General features: G+C 64.5%; 15 protein-coding genes and 1 pseudogene. 9 read left to right on the forward strand and 7 right to left on the reverse strand.

What is annotated here, in order from left to right; all coding sequences use genetic code 11:
* Nucleotides 1–132: 132 nt before the first annotated feature.
* From mutM to ACVOLS_RS05355, 3 genes are all read right to left on the reverse strand, one after another.
* The gene (gene mutM, locus ACVOLS_RS05345) at nucleotides 133–945 is read right to left on the reverse strand and encodes a bifunctional DNA-formamidopyrimidine glycosylase/DNA-(apurinic or apyrimidinic site) lyase (RefSeq protein ID WP_481544778.1); all 813 of its coding nucleotides are present in this window, start codon (nucleotides 943–945) and stop codon (nucleotides 133–135) included.
* A 178-nt stretch (nucleotides 946–1,123) separates the two neighbouring features.
* Nucleotides 1,124–1,453, reverse strand: a complete 330-nt coding sequence (locus tag ACVOLS_RS05350) for an EF-hand domain-containing protein (protein WP_481544779.1) — start codon at nucleotides 1,451–1,453, stop codon at nucleotides 1,124–1,126.
* Nucleotides 1,450–2,652 (reverse strand): DesA family fatty acid desaturase, encoded by a 1,203-nt coding sequence (locus ACVOLS_RS05355; protein ID WP_481544780.1) that lies wholly within the window; start codon nucleotides 2,650–2,652, stop codon nucleotides 1,450–1,452. The genes ACVOLS_RS05350 and ACVOLS_RS05355 overlap by 4 nt, the downstream gene beginning before the upstream one ends.
* Nucleotides 2,653–2,778: 126 nt before the next feature.
* Between ACVOLS_RS05355 and ACVOLS_RS05360 the strand changes: the two genes are divergently transcribed.
* The 3 genes from ACVOLS_RS05360 (at nucleotide 2,779) to ACVOLS_RS05370 (ending at nucleotide 6,315) form a co-directional block, all read left to right on the forward strand.
* Nucleotides 2,779–3,603 (forward strand): ABC transporter ATP-binding protein, encoded by an 825-nt coding sequence (locus tag ACVOLS_RS05360; protein WP_481544781.1) that lies wholly within the window; start codon nucleotides 2,779–2,781, stop codon nucleotides 3,601–3,603.
* A gap of 470 nt (nucleotides 3,604–4,073) precedes the next feature.
* Nucleotides 4,074–4,910: an acid phosphatase gene (locus tag ACVOLS_RS05365; protein ID WP_481544782.1), complete on the forward strand. Its 837-nt coding sequence runs from the start codon at nucleotides 4,074–4,076 to the stop codon at nucleotides 4,908–4,910.
* A gap of 298 nt (nucleotides 4,911–5,208) precedes the next feature.
* Nucleotides 5,209–6,315, forward strand: a complete 1,107-nt coding sequence (locus ACVOLS_RS05370) for a glycoside hydrolase family 18 protein (protein ID WP_481544783.1) — start codon at nucleotides 5,209–5,211, stop codon at nucleotides 6,313–6,315.
* A 297-nt stretch (nucleotides 6,316–6,612) separates the two neighbouring features.
* On the opposite strand, the gene ACVOLS_RS05375 is transcribed toward ACVOLS_RS05370, so the two are convergent.
* Nucleotides 6,613–8,916, reverse strand: coding sequence for a TonB-dependent receptor (locus tag ACVOLS_RS05375; protein WP_481544784.1), 2,304 nt, complete (start codon nucleotides 8,914–8,916; stop codon nucleotides 6,613–6,615).
* 172 nt (nucleotides 8,917–9,088) lie between these two features.
* On the opposite strand from ACVOLS_RS05375, the gene ACVOLS_RS05380 reads away from it, so the two are divergent.
* Both ACVOLS_RS05380 and ACVOLS_RS05385 read left to right on the forward strand, forming a co-directional pair.
* Nucleotides 9,089–10,102: a TIGR00266 family protein gene (locus ACVOLS_RS05380; RefSeq protein ID WP_481544785.1), complete on the forward strand. Its 1,014-nt coding sequence runs from the start codon at nucleotides 9,089–9,091 to the stop codon at nucleotides 10,100–10,102.
* A gap of 195 nt (nucleotides 10,103–10,297) precedes the next feature.
* The gene (locus ACVOLS_RS05385) at nucleotides 10,298–11,332 is read left to right on the forward strand and encodes a patatin-like phospholipase family protein (RefSeq protein WP_481544786.1); all 1,035 of its coding nucleotides are present in this window, start codon (nucleotides 10,298–10,300) and stop codon (nucleotides 11,330–11,332) included.
* 185 nt (nucleotides 11,333–11,517) lie between these two features.
* On the opposite strand, the gene ACVOLS_RS05390 is transcribed toward ACVOLS_RS05385, so the two are convergent.
* Entirely contained in the window at nucleotides 11,518–12,000 is a 483-nt protein-coding gene (locus tag ACVOLS_RS05390) for an Lrp/AsnC family transcriptional regulator (RefSeq protein ID WP_282271903.1), read from the reverse strand.
* Between the two features lie 132 nt (nucleotides 12,001–12,132).
* Here ACVOLS_RS05390 and phhA point away from each other — a divergent pair, with 132 nt between their 5' ends.
* Entirely contained in the window at nucleotides 12,133–13,023 is an 891-nt protein-coding gene (gene phhA / locus ACVOLS_RS05395; protein WP_481514298.1) for a phenylalanine 4-monooxygenase, read from the forward strand.
* Between the two features lie 114 nt (nucleotides 13,024–13,137).
* On the opposite strand, the gene ACVOLS_RS05400 is transcribed toward phhA, so the two are convergent.
* The gene (locus ACVOLS_RS05400; protein WP_481544787.1) at nucleotides 13,138–13,845 is read right to left on the reverse strand and encodes a DUF2306 domain-containing protein; all 708 of its coding nucleotides are present in this window, start codon (nucleotides 13,843–13,845) and stop codon (nucleotides 13,138–13,140) included.
* Between the two features lie 40 nt (nucleotides 13,846–13,885).
* Between ACVOLS_RS05400 and ACVOLS_RS05405 the strand changes: the two are divergent.
* Nucleotides 13,886–15,119 (forward strand): annotated as a pseudogene (locus ACVOLS_RS05405) (sensor histidine kinase).
* Nucleotides 15,116–15,751 carry a response regulator transcription factor gene (locus tag ACVOLS_RS05410; protein WP_481544788.1) on the forward strand — a complete coding sequence of 212 codons (636 nt, stop codon included), beginning with the start codon at nucleotides 15,116–15,118 and terminating at the stop codon, nucleotides 15,749–15,751. Before ACVOLS_RS05405 ends, ACVOLS_RS05410 begins: the two are co-directional and overlap by 4 nt.
* Before the next feature lie 159 nt (nucleotides 15,752–15,910).
* Here ACVOLS_RS05410 and dmeF read toward each other — a convergent pair whose 3' ends face one another.
* Nucleotides 15,911–16,894, reverse strand: coding sequence for a CDF family Co(II)/Ni(II) efflux transporter DmeF (dmeF, locus tag ACVOLS_RS05415; protein WP_481544789.1), 984 nt, complete (start codon nucleotides 16,892–16,894; stop codon nucleotides 15,911–15,913).
* Between the two features lie 62 nt (nucleotides 16,895–16,956).
* On the opposite strand from dmeF, the gene ACVOLS_RS05420 reads away from it, so the two are divergent.
* The gene (locus ACVOLS_RS05420; RefSeq protein ID WP_481544790.1) at nucleotides 16,957–17,229 is read left to right on the forward strand and encodes a metal/formaldehyde-sensitive transcriptional repressor; all 273 of its coding nucleotides are present in this window, start codon (nucleotides 16,957–16,959) and stop codon (nucleotides 17,227–17,229) included.
* Nucleotides 17,230–17,262 lie beyond the last annotated feature (33 nt).

A 17,262-nucleotide genomic window follows, 5' to 3' on the forward strand; every position in this document is an offset into this window, starting at 1 on the left:
TTTCTGCGTCTCAGCATCTTGTGCCCTCACAAGCCTCCGCGACCACCCCTTCCCCCCTCTCCCCTCCTCCCCCCGCCCCCCCACTACAGGTGGGGCTTTACCGGTAAGGCTCGGCACTACCGTTGCTCCGCCTCAGCGCTGGCAGTTGCCGCACCACACTGTTGCCCGCTGGCCAATGCTGGCATAGCGCAGCGCGCGTCCGCATTGTTTGCAGTTCTCGCCTTCGCGGCCATACACCAGCAACTCCTGCTCGAAGTAGCCCGGCGCACCATCGGGGCTGATGAAGTCGCGCAAAGTGGTCCCGCCACGGGTGATCGCATGCCCCAGGATCTCCTTCGCCGCATCGGCAAGCCGCTGGTAGCGCGCCCGCGATACCTTGCCGGCTTCACGCAGGGGATTGATGCCGGCCATGAACAGGCTTTCCGCCGCATAGATATTGCCCACACCGACGACGATGCCCTGATCCATCAGGAAGGTCTTGATCGGCGCCTTGCGGCCACGGCTGCGCTGGAACAGATAGTCGCCGTCGAACTCATCCTGCAGCGGTTCCGGACCAAGTCCAGCCAGCAGCTCGTGCGTTTCGCCTGCTGGCTGCCATAACAGGCAACCGAAACGACGCGGATCGTTGAAGCGCAGCAGACGACCATCCTCCAGGCTGATATCGACATGGTCATGCGCACGCACAGGGGTGTCACCAGGCAGCACGCGCAGGCTGCCAGACATGCCCAGGTGCAGCACCGCGCTGCCCGCTTCGGTATCCAGCAACAGGTATTTGGCGCGACGACGGATCGCCTCGATACGCTGGCCCGGCAGCAGCTGTTCGATCTCGGCGGGAATCGGCCAACGCAGATCCGGCCGGCGCAGGATCACACCGTGGATGCGTCTATCCACCAGGTGTGGTTCCAGGCCGCGCCGGGTGGTTTCTACTTCGGGTAGTTCTGGCATGCGAATCTCGAGACGATTGTGTTTGATTGCTTTTGTGGGAACGGCGTGAGCCGTGAAGCTGGTGGTGGCAAACAGCGGACCTGTATCGACTGCAATGCGCTATCGGCTTCGGTTGGATTGTTGGCTTCGCGGCTTATGCCGCTCCCACACCCATATCCCGCATTTCATGGACTGCCGGTCAGCGCGGTGGTGCCATCAACTCACGGGCGCTGAGGTAGCCGTCACCATTGGCATCCTGGCGGGCGAAGCGAGCGAGGATCACCTGCCGCTGTTCCTCACGGGTGATCGGTTTGCCACGCCCGCCCGGCTGCTCATCCGGCTGCAGCACGCCATCGCCGTTGCGGTCCATCTTGTCGAAGGCGTACAGCATCCACTGCAGGTATTCATCTGGGCTTACCCGGCCATCACCATCGCTGTCCATGCGCTGCAGGTAGGCATTGGTGTCCTGTACCTGGGCGGTGGCCGGCAAGGAAGCACCCAGCAGGAAAAGAAGGGCAATCGTCTTCATGCGGCGCTGAGCGAATAGCCTTTCAGGCGCGCTGCGTAGGCCTGCAATGCGGCGCTGCCGCTGGCCTCGGCGTCCTGGCACCACTGCTGCAGCTGGCGCAGGCGCTCGGCGGCGTCATGGCTGCGGGCTTCCAACAGCGCCGACAGCCGCGCACGGTGCTCGACCAGCAGCTTGATGCGGGGGCGTTGCTGCACCCAGGTCTGCAACTGTGCGCGGCAATCGGGTTTGAGCCAGCGGCCATCATTGACCAGCCCCTTGCGCATGCGCCGCGGCAACAGCTTGCGCAGCTTGGCGCCTGCTGCTGCAGCCTCTTCCTTCAAAGCGGGCGCGAACACATTGCGCTGGTAATCGGTCATCGCCTGGAAGCGATGCGACAGCAGCGCCTTCAAGGTATCGGCATCGGGCACGGCGATATTCGGACGGACGTCCATGCTCGGTGCTACCCGCAGCACCTTGGCCAGACGCAGGACCTGCAGCAGGCGGATCACCTGCCAGCCAATGTCGAACTCCCAGCGCCGCATCGAGAAACGTGCCGAGCTGGGGAAGGCATGATGGTTGTTGTGCAGTTCTTCGCCGCCGATCCAGAACGCCCACGGCGTGAGGTTGGTCGAGGTGTCGGCTGATTCGAAATTGCGATAACCCCACCAATGGCCAAGGCCGTTGACCACGCCTGCGGCCCAGAACGGGATCCATGCCATCTGGATCGCCCACAAGGCGATGCCGGGCAGGCCGAACAAGGTAGTGTTGATCACGAACAGGAGAATCGGTCCGAGGTTGGCATGCGGGGTATAGAGCCTACGCTCGATCCAGTCCTCCGGCGCACCGCGCCCGTACTGCTCGATGTCGCCACGCAGCGTACGGGCTTCGCGGTACAGTTCCACGCCGCGCCAGAACACGTTGCGGATGCCCTTGGTGACGGGGCTGTGCGGATCCTCCTCGGTCTCGACCTTGGCGTGGTGCTTGCGATGGATGGCCACCCACTCGCGGGTGATCATCGAGGTGGTCAGCCACACCCAAAAACGGAAGACGTGTGACACCAAGGGATGGAAATCCACGCCGCGATGGGCCTGGCTGCGGTGCAGGTACAAGGTGACCGCGAAGATGGTGAGCTGGGTGAACACCAGCAGCACCGCCAGCATGCCCCACCAGCCCAGGCCGACGATGCCACCGGTGAGGAAATCGAGCAGGGCGTCGGACATCACGAACACTCCAGGCAGTCGGTGCCAGATGAAACCAGTGCTACACATGATGGGGGCTGTCAGCGCAAACTTCATCCACCGGCGGTACGTCCGTTGGTCGAATCCTCAGCTGCCGCCTCCAACTGAATGTCCATTGCTCCCGCCGCTGAAGCGGCCCCCCTGATCGAACTCGACCATGCCTGCGTCATCCGCGGCCAGGTCCGCGTGCTGCACGAGCTGAACCTGCGCATCGAGCAGGGCCAGCACACCGCCATCCTCGGCCCGAACGGCTGCGGCAAGTCCTCATTCATCAAACTGATCACGCGCGAGCTTTATCCGCTGGCGCGCGCCGACGGCCATGTGCCGGTCAAGGTGATGGGCCAGACCCGCTGGCAGGTTGACCGGCTGCGTGCGCAGCTCGGCATCGTCACCGGCGACCTGTCCAGCAACCTGTCCAGCATGCCCGGGCTGACCGTGGAGGAGGCGGTGATCGCCGGCTTCTTTGCCAGCTACGTGGTACCGGGGCATCGCGATGTCACCGACAGCATGCGTCAGCGCGCGCGGCATGCACTGGAACTGGCCCGCGCCCTGCCCCTGCTGGGCCGCAGCTATGCCGAGCTGTCAGCCGGTGAAACCCGCCGTGTGCTGATCGCGCGTGCGCTGGTCAACCAGCCCAAGGCCTTGCTGCTGGACGAACCGTCCACCGGCCTGGACCTGATCTCGCGCCAGCACCTGGTCGACAGCATGCGCAACCTTGCCCAGCAGGGCATCACCTTGGTGCTGGTCACCCACCACATCGAGGAAGTGATCCCCGAGATCAACCGCGTGGTGCTGATGAAAGGTGGTCGGATCTTTGCTGATGGCTCTCGCAGCGAGCTGCTGCGCTCGGGTCCGCTGTCGGAGGTGTTCGGCGGCCCGATCGAGGTGCGCGAGGATGCCGGGCGGATGTCGGCCTGGGTTGGCACTGCGTAGTTTTTAAAGCAAGAGCACCCCTCCCCAACCCGTCCGGCCCAAAGGCACAGCCTTCGGTCGTTGATCAGGCCGCGCGCCAGTGGCGCGCACGCAGGCCTTCTTCACCCCCTGCGCGTTGCGCAAGGGAGCGAGCTCTGGCCCCTCCCCTTTAGCGTAGCCAAGGGGGAGGCTGCGAGGGGGTGGCTTTGGCCGTTGCTTGTGTCGGTTGCTGAAGCTCATGCGAAGAGCACCCCTCCCCAACCCTCCCCTGCGCGTTGCGCAAGGGAGGGAGCTCTGGCTCCTCCCCTTTGGCGTAGCCAAGGGGGAGGCTGGGAGGGGGTTGCTTTGGCCGTTGCTTGTGCTGGTTGCTGAAGCTCATGCGAAGAGCACCCCTCCCCAGCCCTCCCCTTGCCTTCGGCAAAGGGAGGGGGCAGAGCGCGTCCGTTGGTGCGATGATGCCGGTCCGCTCCTGTAATCCCGTTGTCCTCGCAATGTCATTTCCCGTTTCCCCGCTGCGCCTTGGCGCCGCCCTCGCGCTGGCCGCCGTGCTCAGCGCCTGTTCCAGCACCCCGACCCTGCCTTCTGCAGGCAAGGATTCCAGCAACAAGGTCGTCGGCTATCTGGTCGGCCCCGCCATCCCCGACAGCCTCGCGCTGAGTCCCGCGCCTCCGGCCCCCGGTTCGGTCGCGGCACAGCTGGATGAAGCCGTCGCCAGCCAAGCCATGAACATGCGCGGCAGCGCGCGCTTCGTGCAGGCGCACACCGACGCCGACCTGAGTTTCCCGGCAGGCGCTGACCAGTTCAGCTGCGCGCTGGGCGTGGCCGTCACCGCCAAGACCACGCCGGTGCTGTACAGCCTGCTTGAACGCAGCCGCATCGATGCCAGTGCCGCCACCAAGGCGGCGAAGACCCATTACCAGCGCCCGCGTCCGTTCATGGTCAACAACGCACCGACCTGCACGCCGGAGGATGAAGAGGGCCTGCGCAAGAGTGGCTCCTACCCGTCCGGGCATACGTCGATTGGCTGGGCCTGGGGCCTGATCCTGTCGGAAATCGATCCCGACCATGCCACCGCCTTGATCGAGCGCGGCCGCAACTACGGCCACAGCCGCCTGGTCTGCAACGTGCATTGGTATAGCGACGTGCAGCAGGGCCAGTTCATGGGTGCGGCCACGGTCGCGCGCTTGCACGACAACCCGGCGTTTGTCGCCGATCTGGCCAAGGCACGCGAAGAGCTTGCCCATGCACGCACGCTCAATCTGCCGCTGCCACGCGATTGCGCCGCAGAAACCGCAGCGCTGACCTCGGACATCCCCGAAGCGCGCTGAGCCTCACCTGTAGTGCCGAGCCATGCTCGGCATCGGGGTCCGGAGCATCCGATTCTGTGGGAGCAGCGTCAGCCGCGAAGCTGGCATTGCTTCAATCGCAGACATATCGGCAATCTGGCTGGCCATCAGCTTCGCGGCTGACGCCGCTCCTACAAGGCCTTCGGCAGGCTTACCGGTAACGCCCCAGCCGAGCATGGCTCGGCTCTACCGTGGGCACGATGGTTTCCAACGTCACTGCCTTGTGCTGTGACGCACTGCTGCGGTTACAGTCCCGGGTCCTCTCATTACGGGACCTCTCATGCCTGTATTCCTTCGTAGTCCACGCCTGCATGCGCTGTTGCTCGCCGCATTGCTGCCCTTCGCCGTGCACGCACAGACGCCGCGCCTGATCGGCTACGTGATGGACAGCCCCGAGCCGCTGCAGTTGTCGGCGCAGAAACTCGACGTGGTGAACTTTGCCTTCGCCATGGTTCGCATTGATGGCAGCGTGTATCTGCCGGATAGCGTCGATCCCAAGCGCCTGCACGCCGTGGTCGCCAAGCGCACGGACAACCCCTCACTGCAGATCGTGTTGTCGATCGGTGGTTGGGGTGCTGGCAATTTCTCCGAGGCCGCCGCCACTGCACCGGCTCGCGCACGTTTCATCGACAGCAGCGTCGCGCTGATGCACCAGTTCAAACTCGATGGTCTGGATATCGACTGGGAATACCCCACGCTCGGTGATGCCGACATCAGCCACAGTCCGGATGATCGCCAGAACTTCACCGTGCTGCTGGAAGAACTGCGCGCGCGCCTGGACCGCGAAGGCGACGGCAAGCGTCATTACCTGCTGACCATCGCCGCTGCCGAAGGCCGCGCCGCGGAAGGCCTGGAGCTGCCGCGCATCGCCGAGTCGTTGGATTGGATCAACCTGATGACCTACGACTTCTATGGCAGCCTGACCAAAACCACCGGTCACCATTCCGGGCTTGCGCGTTCCTCACTGGCTACGCCGCAGGGCCGTACCACCGTGGATGCGGTGAAGTACTTCCTTGACGCGGGCGTACCTGCCGAGAAGATCAATGTCGGTGTGCCGTTCTATGGCCGTACCTTTGGTGATGTCGGCACGGACAACAACGGTCGCTTCCAGAAGTTCACCAAAGAAGGTGGCTTCATTACCTGGCGTGACATCGTCCACACCCGCCTCAATGCGCCGGACTGGCAGCGGCTTTGGGATGACGAGGCGCAGGTGCCGTGGCTGTGGAATGCCAAGGAGCGACGCATGATCAGTTACGACGATCCGCAATCGCTGCTGATCAAGGCCAACTACGTAAAGCAGCAGGGCCTGGGCGGCATCATGTATTGGGAACAGCGCGGTGATGACAACGAGCAGTTGCTTGATGTGTTGCATGAGGCATTGCGTTGATCCGGTAATGCCGAGCCATGCTCGGCAGGAGCTTCACCGGTAGCCCCAAGCGTAGTGCCGAGCCATGCTCGGCAGGGGCCTCACCGGTAGCTCCAACCGTAGTGCCGAGCCATGCTCGGCAGGAGCTTCACCGACCCGGTTTTTCAGGAGCAGCGCTGGGTGGCCCTGGGCCGTTCCCACAAGATGTTCGGCTGGGCTATCGGTAACGCCCCATTGCCGAGCATGGCTCGGCACTACAGAAACGCAGAAGGCGCGGATTGCTCCGCGCCTTCTGCGTTCAACTCACACAAGCAACGCTTAGAAGCGGGTCTTGAACTCCACGCCCCACAGGCGCGGCTCGTTGATGAAGCCCGTGCGGTTGTTGAAGTCGATGCCGCCGGTGGCGCGGATCTGGTTGGTGATGTTGCGGCCGTACAGCGCCACGTCGTAATCACCGTCATTCCACTGGTAACCCACACGCAGGCCGCCTTCAAGCAGCGACTTGCCGGTGAACTCCTTGGACTCGTACAGGAAGAAGTTCACTTCGCTGCGATAGACCCAGTCGGTGAACACGTACAGCTGGGTGCCATCGGCCAGCGGCAGCGACCAGCGCGCGGTCATGTTGTGGGTCCACTCCGGTGCCTGCGGCAGCGGGTTGCCGTTGATCCGCGCCTTGCCGTTGATGACCGGGTCGGTCACTTCGCAGGAGAAGCACGGCGCCACGTCCAGATCCGAATCCTTGATCTCGGTATGGTTGTAGCCGCTGCCCAGGGTGACCAGCAGGTTGTCGGTCAGATAGGCCTGCAGATCCAACTCGAAGCCCTGGCCTACGCTCTTGTCGGCATTGAGCAGGATGTTGGCGTTGCCATCAACACCACCCACGGCGGTCAGCTGCTGGTCCTTGACCCGGTAGTGATAGATGCTGGCGTTCAGGCGCGCACGGTTGTCCCAGAAGTCGGCCTTCACGCCGGCTTCGAAGGACAGCACGGTTTCCGGATCGGCGACGGTCTTGTTGTTGAAGGCACCCGCCGACTGGATCGAGCTGCCACGGAAGCCGGTGGCAACGCGGCCGTAGACGTTGACCGTGTCATTGACGGCGTAGGTGGCCGAGAAGTCCCAGTTGAACTTCTTGTCCTTGGTCGAGGCCGACAGGTAGGGATCAACAGCGTCACCCTTGGCGTAGGCGTCCTGCTGCGCGGCAAGCAGACCGGCGAGGTCGCACTTGGCCGACAGCACGCACGGCGAGAAGCCGGTATTCCAGTAATCCTTGACCTTCAGGTCCTTCTTGTCGACGGTGTAGCGCACGCCGGCGCGCAGTTCCAGCTTATCGGTGGCCTGGAAGTTCAGGCCGCCGAACACCGCCCAGGCATCGTTGGTCTGGTTGATGCGCTGGAAGCCGTCCTGCTTGCTGCCGTTGGTGGTGTCGTAGCTGACGCTATCGACGTCATAGTCTTCCTTGAAATAGAACACGCCGGTCTGCCAGTTCAGCGGGCCTTCGTTCTGCGATTCAAGACGCAGTTCCTGGGTCCACTGCGAGTGGCTGGGGATGCCATCGGCGGTTTCGGAGGCGAACGGTACGTCTTCGGTGAAGTACGGGCCGGAGGTGCCGTCGATGTCGCCGACGCTGAAGGTATCAACGGTCTCGTAACCGGTGATCGAGGACAGCTTGTAGTTGCCCAGGTCCCAGCTCAGGCGCGCATTGGCACCGCTGCTGTCGAGCTCGGAATGGTTCAGGCCGTCGATCGATACCTTGTCCGGGTCGAAGCCGGGCACGAAGTCGTTGCTGCCCTTCTTGAAGATGTTGCCGCGGAACAGGCGTGCGGTGCCGTTGAGGTGGCGCTTGTGCGCACCCAGCAACGCTTCGAAGTTGTCGCCTTCGTACAGGAACTGCGCGCGCACGGCCGATTCGTCATAGCCTTCCAGACCGTCATTCGGGCCGGTGCCGGTGTTCTTCACCCAGTCGTCGCGGCGCTGGTACAGGGCCGACACACGTGCCGACCAGCGTGCGCTCAGCGCGCCACCGACGGCGGCTTCCACATTCCACAGGTTGTCGCTGCCGTAGCCGACCTTGCCGTAGCCTTCGAACTCCTGCGACGGACGCACCGAGTCGAACTTGACCACGCCGGCCGGGGTGTTGCGGCCGAACAGCGAACCCTGCGGGCCGCGCAGCACTTCCACCTGATCCACGTCGAAGATCGGGAAGCCCTTCAGGATCGGGTTTTCCTGCACGATGTCGTCATACACCAGCGAGACCGGCTGCGAGGTATTCAGACGGAAGTCGGTGTTGCCGTAGCCGCGGATGTAAAAGCGCGGGAAGGCACGGCCGAACGAGGATTCGATATTCAGGCTGGGCACGCGGCCGGACAGGTAACGCACGTCGGTACCACCGGAAGCCAGCGCGTCGAGCTTCTCGCCGCTGACGGTGCTGATCGACACCGGCACGTCCTGGATGTTCTCCACCTTGCGTGCGGCGGTGACCTTCACCGCATCCAGCGTGGCGGCTTGCTTCTGGGCCGGGGTCGCATCCTGCGCGGCAGCGGTGAGTGGCAGTACGGCAAGAACGGCGACAAACAGCGGATGCGCTGCCGGCAGGCGGCGGCGGACGGTACGGGTCGGGGACATGGCGGAGAAGGGCCTGTTGAGGAGGAATGGGGAACTGCGCCTAGCATGGAATTGTTGCAGTACAACATTCGTATCGCAATCGTTCAGGTATTCAGCGGCATGACGCCTGTCAGGGGTGTGAAGCCCGTCCGCCGCATAGACTTGGCACTTACTTCCCGCCAGGCGCCTTGTCATGACCCAGTGGTATTTCCATATTCCCGGCCAGGCCGACCGCGTCGGCCCGATGGACGACGAGGCAGCGCGCCGCTTTGCCCAGGGCAGCCGCCAGGCACTGGCCTGGCGCGAGGGCATGCAGGGCTGGCAGGCGGTGACCGAAATCGCCGACTTCGGCGGCCAGGCCGGCCCGCCGCCGATGCCGCCGCCGGTAGGTGGCAGGGGCAGCCGTGCCGACGATATCGACTTCCGCATCATCGGGCATGAGATGCAGTTCGTGGAAATCGAACTCGACCCCGGTGAAAGCGCGATTGCCGAGGCCGGCGCGCTGATGTTCAAGGATTCAACCGTGCAGATGGACACCGTGTTCGGCGATGGCCGCCACGAGGGCCAGGGCGGCGGCTTCATGGACAAGCTGATGTCGGCCGGCAAGCGGGTGATCACCGGTGAAAGCCTGTTCGCCACCGTGTTCACCCACACCGGCAACGGCAAGGCCAAGGTCGCCTTCGCCGCGCCCTACCCCGGCACGGTGATCCCGATGAAGCTGGACCAGCACGGCGGCAAGCTGATCTGCCAGAAGGACAGCTTCCTGGCCGGCGCGCGCGGCGTGCAGGTCGGCGTGCACTTCCAGCGCAAGGTGATGACCGGCCTGTTCGGCGGCGAGGGCTTCATCATGCAGAAGCTCGAAGGCGACGGCTGGGTGTTCGTACATGCCGGCGGCTGCGTGGTGGAGCGCGAGCTGGCCGCGGGCGAGCGCATCGATGTTGATACCGGCTGCGTGGTGGCTTACCACGCTGGCGTGGACATGGACGTGCGCCGCGTAGCCGGCCTGAAGAGCATGTTCTTCGGCGGCGAAGGCGTGTTCCTGGCCACCCTGACCGGCCCGGGCAAGGTGTGGCTGCAGTCGCTGCCGTTCTCGCGCCTGGCTGGCCGCATGTTTGCCGCCGCACCACAGGGTGGTGGCCAAAGCCGCGGCGAGGGCTCGGTGCTGGGTGGATTGGGTCGGTTGCTGGATGGTGACAACAAGTTCTGATTATTGGTTGGAGCAAAGCTCCTGCGTAAACCCAGGCCTTGGCTCGTCATTCCCCCGCAGGCGGGGATGACGAGCTCATTCCCCCGGCACACTGAACCAGAGTCGCAGCCCTACCTAAACAGCTCCGCTTGCCGCAACGTGCCTTGCCAACACAAAGCGCTATGCTGGCGCCCTTTCCGACGCCCCCTGTTCATCATGAAAGCGCGCAACGCCCGTCTGCTGCTGTCCCTCTCCTTGTTTGGCCTGCTGGCAGCCTGCGGCGGCGAGAACACCAAGCCCACTCCGCCGGCAGCGGTGCAGCCGACCACGCCGGTGAGGCCGGTCAAGATCGGCGTGGCATTGGGCGGTGGCGCAGCCAAGGGTTTCGCCCATATCGGCGTGATCAAGATGCTGGAAGCCAATGGCTTCGAGCCGGTGGTGGTGTCCGGCACCAGCGCCGGCAGCGTGGTCGGTGCCCTGTATGCCAGCGGCATGAACGCCTTCCAGATGCAGCAGAAGGCGGTCGCGCTGGATGAAGCCAGCATCCGCGATATCCGCCTGTTCTCCGGCGGCCTGGTGCAAGGCCAGAAGCTGCAGGACTACGTCAACGCGCAGGTCGGCAACAAGCGCGCCGAGCAGCTGCAGAAGCCGTTCGCCGCGGTCGCCACGCAGCTGGAAACCGGTGAGCGCGCGGTGTTCGTGCGTGGCAATGTCGGCCAGGCGGTGCGTGCTTCCAGTTCCATCCCCGGCGTGTTCGAGCCGGTGATCATCGGTGGCAAGAGCTATGTCGATGGCGGCGTGGTCAGCCCGGTGCCGGTGGATGCGGCCAAGCAGCTGGGTGCCGAATTCGTGATCGCGGTGGATATCTCCAGCCGCGCCACCGGCCAGCGCCCGACCGGCCTGCTCGGCGCAGTGGGCCAGTCGATCACCATCATGGGCCAGCGCCTGGGTGAGCAGGAACTGGCGCGTGCCGACGTGGTGATCCGCCCGGCAGTGCTGGACATCGGCGCTGCCGATTTCGAGCAGCGTGGCCGCGCCATCCTCGAAGGCGAGAAGGCGGCGATGGCTGCGATGCCGCAGATCCGCGCCGGCATTGCCCGCCTGCAGCAGGCGCGTATCGCCACCGCACGCGGCGCCGAGGCACGTGCCGCCGCTGTACAGGCCGAAGCGCACCAGCGCTGCCAGGACAGCCGCAGCCGCATCGAGAAGCTGCGTGGCATCGAGAAGAACTGCAGCGCGCCGGCGCGCTGAGGGTCAACGGCAGGACATCGTGGCTGCAGCTTTTGTAGGAGCGGCGTAAGCCGCGAAGCTGATGGCGTTTCTGATTGTCAGCTTCGCGGCTGACGCCGCTCCCACAAGCTGAAGCACAAAGCGCCCTCACCCCAACCCCTCTCCCGTAAACGGGAGAGGGGCTAGAGCACAGCACCATTACTCCTTCACCGCCCCAACTGCGACAGCGGCAGGGCGCGGAACTCCTTCACCGTGCGCAGCACGAAGCTGGAATTGACGTCGGCCACGCCGGCCGCGTTCAGCAGCTTGTCGAGCAGGAATTCCGAGAAGTGGTCCAGGTCGCGTACGTAGACCTGCAGCAGATAGTCCATGTCGCCAGTCAGTGCATGGCACGCCACCACTTCGTCCCAGAGCTGCACCGCCTGCACGAAATGATCGATGGCCGCCTGGCCGTGCTTGGACAACTGCACGCGCACGAAGGCCTGCAGGCCCAGCCCGATCGCACGTGGCTCCAGCCGTGCGCCATAACCGGCAATCACCCCCTCCGCTTCCAGCCGCTGTACCCGCCGCAGGCAGGCCGAGGGCGACAGATTCACCCGTGCAGCGAGTTCGGCATTGGTGGCGCGGCCATGCTGCTGTATTTCGACCAGAAGCCGCAGATCCGTGCGATCAAGGTTCACCGAAGCCATCTTTGTTGCTCCGCAGCATTGAAGTGACGCAACAATATTGCGTTAGAACCGGTTGTCAGCGCAATTACGCACACCTGTTGCGCGGCAGGCTTCCTACCATGCGGTTATCTATTCCCTTCAGGAGCTGCCGCCATGGAAGCCAACCCGCGCCGCGTCGAACACCAGCAGACCGACAAGGGTTACGTGCCGGTCTATACCACCGCCGTGGTGGAGCAGCCCTGGGACGGCTACAGCGCCGACGACCATGCCACCTGGAGCACCTTGTACCAGCGCCAGCGCGAGCTGCTGGTCGGCCGTGCCTGCCAGGAATTCCTCGATGCCCAGGACGAGATGGGCATGAGCGAGCACATGATTCCGCGCTTCGACCAGCTCAATGAAGTGCTGGGCGCGGCCACCGGCTGGACCCTGGTCGGGGTGGAGGGGCTGCTGCCCGAGCTCGATTTCTTCGATCACCTGGCCAACCGCCGCTTCCCGGTGACCTGGTGGATCCGCCGCCCGGACCAGATCGATTACATCGCCGAACCCGACCTGTTCCACGACCTGTTCGGCCACGTGCCGCTGCTGATGAACCCGGTGTTCGCCGACTACATGGCCGCCTACGGCCGCGGTGGCGTCAAAGCCCACGCGATCGGCCCGGACGCGCTGCAGAACCTGACCCGCCTGTACTGGTACACGGTGGAATTCGGCCTGATCAACACCGCCGAGGGCCTGCGCATCTACGGTGCTGGCATCGTCTCCTCGAAGGGCGAATCGTTGTACTCGCTGGAGTCGGCTGCGCCAAACCGGATTGGCTTTGATCTGGAGCGGATCATGCGCACCCGCTACCGTATCGACACCTTCCAGAAGAGCTACTTCGTCATCGACGGCTTCGAGCAACTGATGGCCGCCACCGAGCCGGACTTCACCCCGATCTATGCACGCCTGGCCGATGCCGAACATCTGCCTGCCGGCGACGTGCAGGAAGGTGACACCGTGTTCCAGCGCGGCAGCGGCGAAGGCTGGGCCGACGGCGGCGACGTCTGAGCCAGCTAACATCGCAGCAGATGAACAAAGAAGCCGCCCAAGGGCGGCTTCTTCGTCTGCGTCCCACGTAGCCCGGGCAAGCGAAGCGCACCCAGGGCTACCAACACCCGCAACTCACTGCGCCGTCTTGGCCACCCGCCGACCGCCGTACTTGCGGTCCAGGTAGACGCCGACCAATACCGCCACCAGCAACGGTGCCGCCCACGGGAACAGCTCGATCAGCAATGCCGGCACCGTGGTGTGGCTGTGCAGCCACTGCCATACCGGACGCATGCCGATGCCGAGGAAGGCCACGTGGGTGGCAATGCCTGCACCCAGGATCGACTGGTAGTGCTGGCGGAATGCCCAGTCCGGACGCGACGGCCCGCGACGGGCGAACTTCAGCATGCGCCAGCCCACCCACAGGCCGATCGACGAGAAGCCCAGGAACAGGGGCTGACGGTGCTGGATGCCGGTGCCCACCACCACCAACGCAAGGATCACCATCGGCCACAGCGCCAGATGCCAGCCCGGTCGCGACACCAGCTGCTTCCAGTCGCGCTTGTCGGTGACCGCGCGCCACGCCAACCATGTCGCATTGCCGGTGATCGCCATCAGGTAGGCCAGGAACAAGGCCGACAACGGCTGCTGGCGGAAGAAGGCGAACTGGACGGTGATCGGCAGCGCGGTAACCACGATCACCGCCATCGCCACCAGGTACACCTTGCCCAGCAAGCGATGCCGGGGCGAGCCTTTCTTCATGAACGCCGCCGACCAGAAGCCGACCAGGGCGACCACGCCAGCCAGCACATGCAGCGCGACGATCAGGGAATATCCGGGCATTGGGAGCTCTCTTCAGTGACGGCCGGCGAAGTGCGATGGCCTGTGCACAGCGTGCGCGTGCGGACGCACGCACGGCAGTCGCGCCGGTCACTGCTGGACCCTGCCGGAAGTCACTTTCTGCAGTTACCCCCTTGTCGAAAGGCGCCTGCGCCCACCAGCATGCGTGCATGGAAATCACTCCCCGCTCGCGCTGGCACAGGCTGCTGCACCCGCTCAACCTCGCCGGCCTGCTGACCTGGCTGGCGGTAGCGGCCACCCTGCCCTATGGCTCCGCCGAGCAGCTCGCACTGCGCTGGGGCAGTGCCCTCCTGTTCCTGCTCGCGTTCCTGTTTGCCGCCAGCTACGAGCGGCCCTCGCCACAGCGCAGCGTGGCGCTGCTGGTCGAGGCAGTGGCAGCGCTGGCGGTGATTCGTCTGGCCGCCAGCAGCGGCGTGGCCCCGGCCCTGCTGGTGATGCTGGCCGCGCAGGTGGCCATGAGCTGGCCACTGCGCACCACGCTGGTGGTGATGCTGCTGGTCAATCTGGGCATGTACCTGGTCCTGCGTGGCAGCCATGGCCACCCCGGCGCGGTGGTGCTGATTTTTGCCGGCTTCCAGGCCTTCGCCATGCTTACCACGCACTACGCGCGCAGCGCCGAGCAGGCGCGCGACCGGCTGGCGCTGGTCAATGCCGACCTGCTGGCCACCCGCGCCCTGCTCGCTGAAAGATCCCGTGACATGGAGCGGCTGCGGCTGTCGCGTGAGCTGCATGATGTCGCCGGGCACAAGCTCACTGCCCTGCGCCTGCATCTGCGCGCGCTAGCCGCACGCGCCGATGCCGCGCCCGAGTTGGCCCTGTGCGAACAGCTGTCCGCCGAGTTGCTTGGCGATATCCGCGCCGTGGTGCATTGCCTGCGCGACAGCGGCCAGCTCGACATGGACACCGCCCTGCACGCGCTGGCCGCCCCTTTGCCGCGCCCGCGCCTGCAGCTGCAGTTGGATGACGACGTTCAGCTCAGCGACACCGCCAAAGCCGAAACCATCCTGCGCTGCGTGCAGGAAGCCCTTACCAACAGCGCCCGCCACAGCGATGCCAAGGTCCTGCAGGTATCCCTGCGGCGCCACGATGGACAGCTGCTGCTGGCGATGGAAGACGATGGCCAGCTACGGGGCGAGCCGCGCGCAGGCAATGGGCTCACCGGCATGCGCGAGCGGATCGACGAACAGGGCGGCCGCTTCCAATTGCAACGTGCCGCTTCCGGTGCCTTGCAGATTCGTGTGCAATTGCCGGCATGAACGAGTCCCCCCGCATTGCCCTGGTCGACGACCAGGCCCTGATCCGCGCCGGCCTGCGTGCTTTGCTGCAGCAGCTTGGCATCACCATCGTGTTCGAGGCCGACAGCGGCGAAGCTTTGCTCGAACAACTGGCGCAACAACCGGTACAGCTGATCCTGTCAGATATCCGCATGCCGGGCATGGACGGTATCCAAGCCTTGAAGGCCCTGCGTCAAAGCGGCGACCAAACACCTTGTGTGTTCCTGACCACCTTCGACGAGAGTGATCTATTGCTGCGTGCCACCAAAGCCGGTGCACAAGGCTTCCTGCTGAAAGATGCGGCGCCGGAAGATCTGCACGACGCCATCCGGCGCGCCATCGCCGGACAGACCTTGTTGCAGCCGGTGAGCACCGACGCGGTGCGGCAGCGTTATCGCTACCACGCCGATGACGCGCCCAAGGAATTGTTCAGCCAGAAAGAAGTCGCGGTATTGCGGCTGATGGCGGGCGGCTACAGCAATCGCGAGATCGCCGGCAGCCTGTTCCTGGCCGAAGGCACGGTGAAGAACTATGTGTCGACCATCCTCGACAAGCTCGACACCCGCGACCGCACCCGCGCGGTGTTGAAGGCGATCACCCTGCGGGTTATCTAGCACCACCCAGCCCTGTAGTGCCGAGCCATGCTCGGCAAGGGCTGTACCCACAATCCATCAGCGCTTGTGGGAGCGGCATCAGCCGCGAAGCTGAAGGCACCTCAGATTGCAGACACATCGGTCATTGCAGCATTGCCAACTTCGCGGCTGACGCCGCTCCTACAATTGGTTTCCCGGTAAAACCTCTGCCGAGCATGGCTCGGCACTACGCACCTCAACCGTCACGTGCACGATCTCTTCGTGGATCGCCAATGCGCGATGGAATACCTCCGGCGCTACCACCGTTTCGGTCACCACTTCCATCGCACAGGCATAGCGACCACGGCCAACCTGCCAGACGTGCAGGTCACTGATGTGCGCGGGCACATCGCCCTGCTCCACCGCTTCGCGGATCTCGGCCACCACCGGCGCGTCCATTTCCGCATCCAGCAGCACACCGCTGGTCTGCTTGATCAAGCCCCAGGCCCAGACCGACACCAGTACCGCGCCAACGATGCCCATCAGCGGATCCAGCCAGGAGGCGCCGAAGTACAGGCCACCGAGCAGGGCAATGATCGCCAGCACCGAGGTCGCCGCATCCGCCAGCACATGCAGATAGGCCGAGCGCTGGTTCAGGTCATGGTGATGATGATGGTGGCCGCCATGCGCGTGGTGGTCATGCCCATGATCGTGACCATGATGATGGTGTTGATCGCGCAGCCACCATGCACACAGCAGGTTCACCGACAGGCCGACCACCGCGATCGCAATGGCCTGCTGGTAATGGATGGGACTGGGTTTGAACACGCGCAGGATGGACTCGAAGGCCATGATCGCGGCAACCCCCAGCAACAGGATCGCACTGGTGAACCCAGCCAGGATCTCGATCTTCCAGGTGCCGAAGGCAAAGCGCGGGTCATCGCGATAGCGCCGGGCACAGGCATAGGCAAACGCCGCCAGACCAAGCGCCAAGGCGTGCGAGCTCATATGCCAGCCATCGGCCAGCACCGCCATCGAGTTAAACCACCAGCCGCCGGCGATCTCCACCACCATCATCACCACGGTCAGCGCCATCGCCCGACGGGTGTTTTTCTCCGCCATCGGATTGCCTTCGCTGAAGGCATGGCTGTGGCGACGGGATTGGGCGAGCGCGGCGAGTTGCATGGCTGTGGGTTGGGGGAAGGACGGCGTGATTCTATACCCCCAAGGGGTATATGATGCCAGTCATGGCTCATATCCAACGCGACAAGAAAAAGCTGCTGACCCGGGTACGCCGCATCGCCGGCCAGGTGGCCGCCCTGGAACAAGCGCTGGAGAGCGGCGACGACTGCGACGCCGTGCTGGTGCAGATCGCCGCCACCAAGGGCGCCATGCACGGACTGATGCTGGAAGTGATGGCCGGGCACCTGAGCGACCATGTCGTCGCGGAAAAGGACCCGGCCAAACGCGCGCAGGAGGCCGAGGTATTGCTGGAGCTGATGAAGCGCCACGCGAAGTGAGGGTAGTGCCGAGCCATGCTCGGCAGGGGCGTC

The organism is Stenotrophomonas sp. STEN038, assembly GCF_056759895.1.

Coding starts and splice junctions, on each gene's coding strand:
- ACVOLS_RS05420 (WP_481544790.1), top strand. CDS start 16,957: ATGGCTCATATCCAACGCGACAAGAAAAAGCTGCTGACCCGGGTACGC.
- ACVOLS_RS05400 (WP_481544787.1), bottom strand. CDS start 13,845: ATGCCCGGATATTCCCTGATCGTCGCGCTGCATGTGCTGGCTGGCGTG.
- ACVOLS_RS05370 (WP_481544783.1), top strand. CDS start 5,209: ATGCCTGTATTCCTTCGTAGTCCACGCCTGCATGCGCTGTTGCTCGCC.
- ACVOLS_RS05385 (WP_481544786.1), top strand. CDS start 10,298: ATGAAAGCGCGCAACGCCCGTCTGCTGCTGTCCCTCTCCTTGTTTGGC.
- ACVOLS_RS05355 (WP_481544780.1), bottom strand. CDS start 2,652: ATGTCCGACGCCCTGCTCGATTTCCTCACCGGTGGCATCGTCGGCCTG.
- ACVOLS_RS05365 (WP_481544782.1), top strand. CDS start 4,074: ATGTCATTTCCCGTTTCCCCGCTGCGCCTTGGCGCCGCCCTCGCGCTG.
- ACVOLS_RS05360 (WP_481544781.1), top strand. CDS start 2,779: ATGTCCATTGCTCCCGCCGCTGAAGCGGCCCCCCTGATCGAACTCGAC.
- ACVOLS_RS05375 (WP_481544784.1), bottom strand. CDS start 8,916: ATGTCCCCGACCCGTACCGTCCGCCGCCGCCTGCCGGCAGCGCATCCG.
- dmeF (WP_481544789.1), bottom strand. CDS start 16,894: ATGCAACTCGCCGCGCTCGCCCAATCCCGTCGCCACAGCCATGCCTTC.
- ACVOLS_RS05390 (WP_282271903.1), bottom strand. CDS start 12,000: ATGGCTTCGGTGAACCTTGATCGCACGGATCTGCGGCTTCTGGTCGAA.
- mutM (WP_481544778.1), bottom strand. CDS start 945: ATGCCAGAACTACCCGAAGTAGAAACCACCCGGCGCGGCCTGGAACCA.
- phhA (WP_481514298.1), top strand. CDS start 12,133: ATGGAAGCCAACCCGCGCCGCGTCGAACACCAGCAGACCGACAAGGGT.
- ACVOLS_RS05410 (WP_481544788.1), top strand. CDS start 15,116: ATGAACGAGTCCCCCCGCATTGCCCTGGTCGACGACCAGGCCCTGATC.
- ACVOLS_RS05380 (WP_481544785.1), top strand. CDS start 9,089: ATGACCCAGTGGTATTTCCATATTCCCGGCCAGGCCGACCGCGTCGGC.
- ACVOLS_RS05350 (WP_481544779.1), bottom strand. CDS start 1,453: ATGAAGACGATTGCCCTTCTTTTCCTGCTGGGTGCTTCCTTGCCGGCC.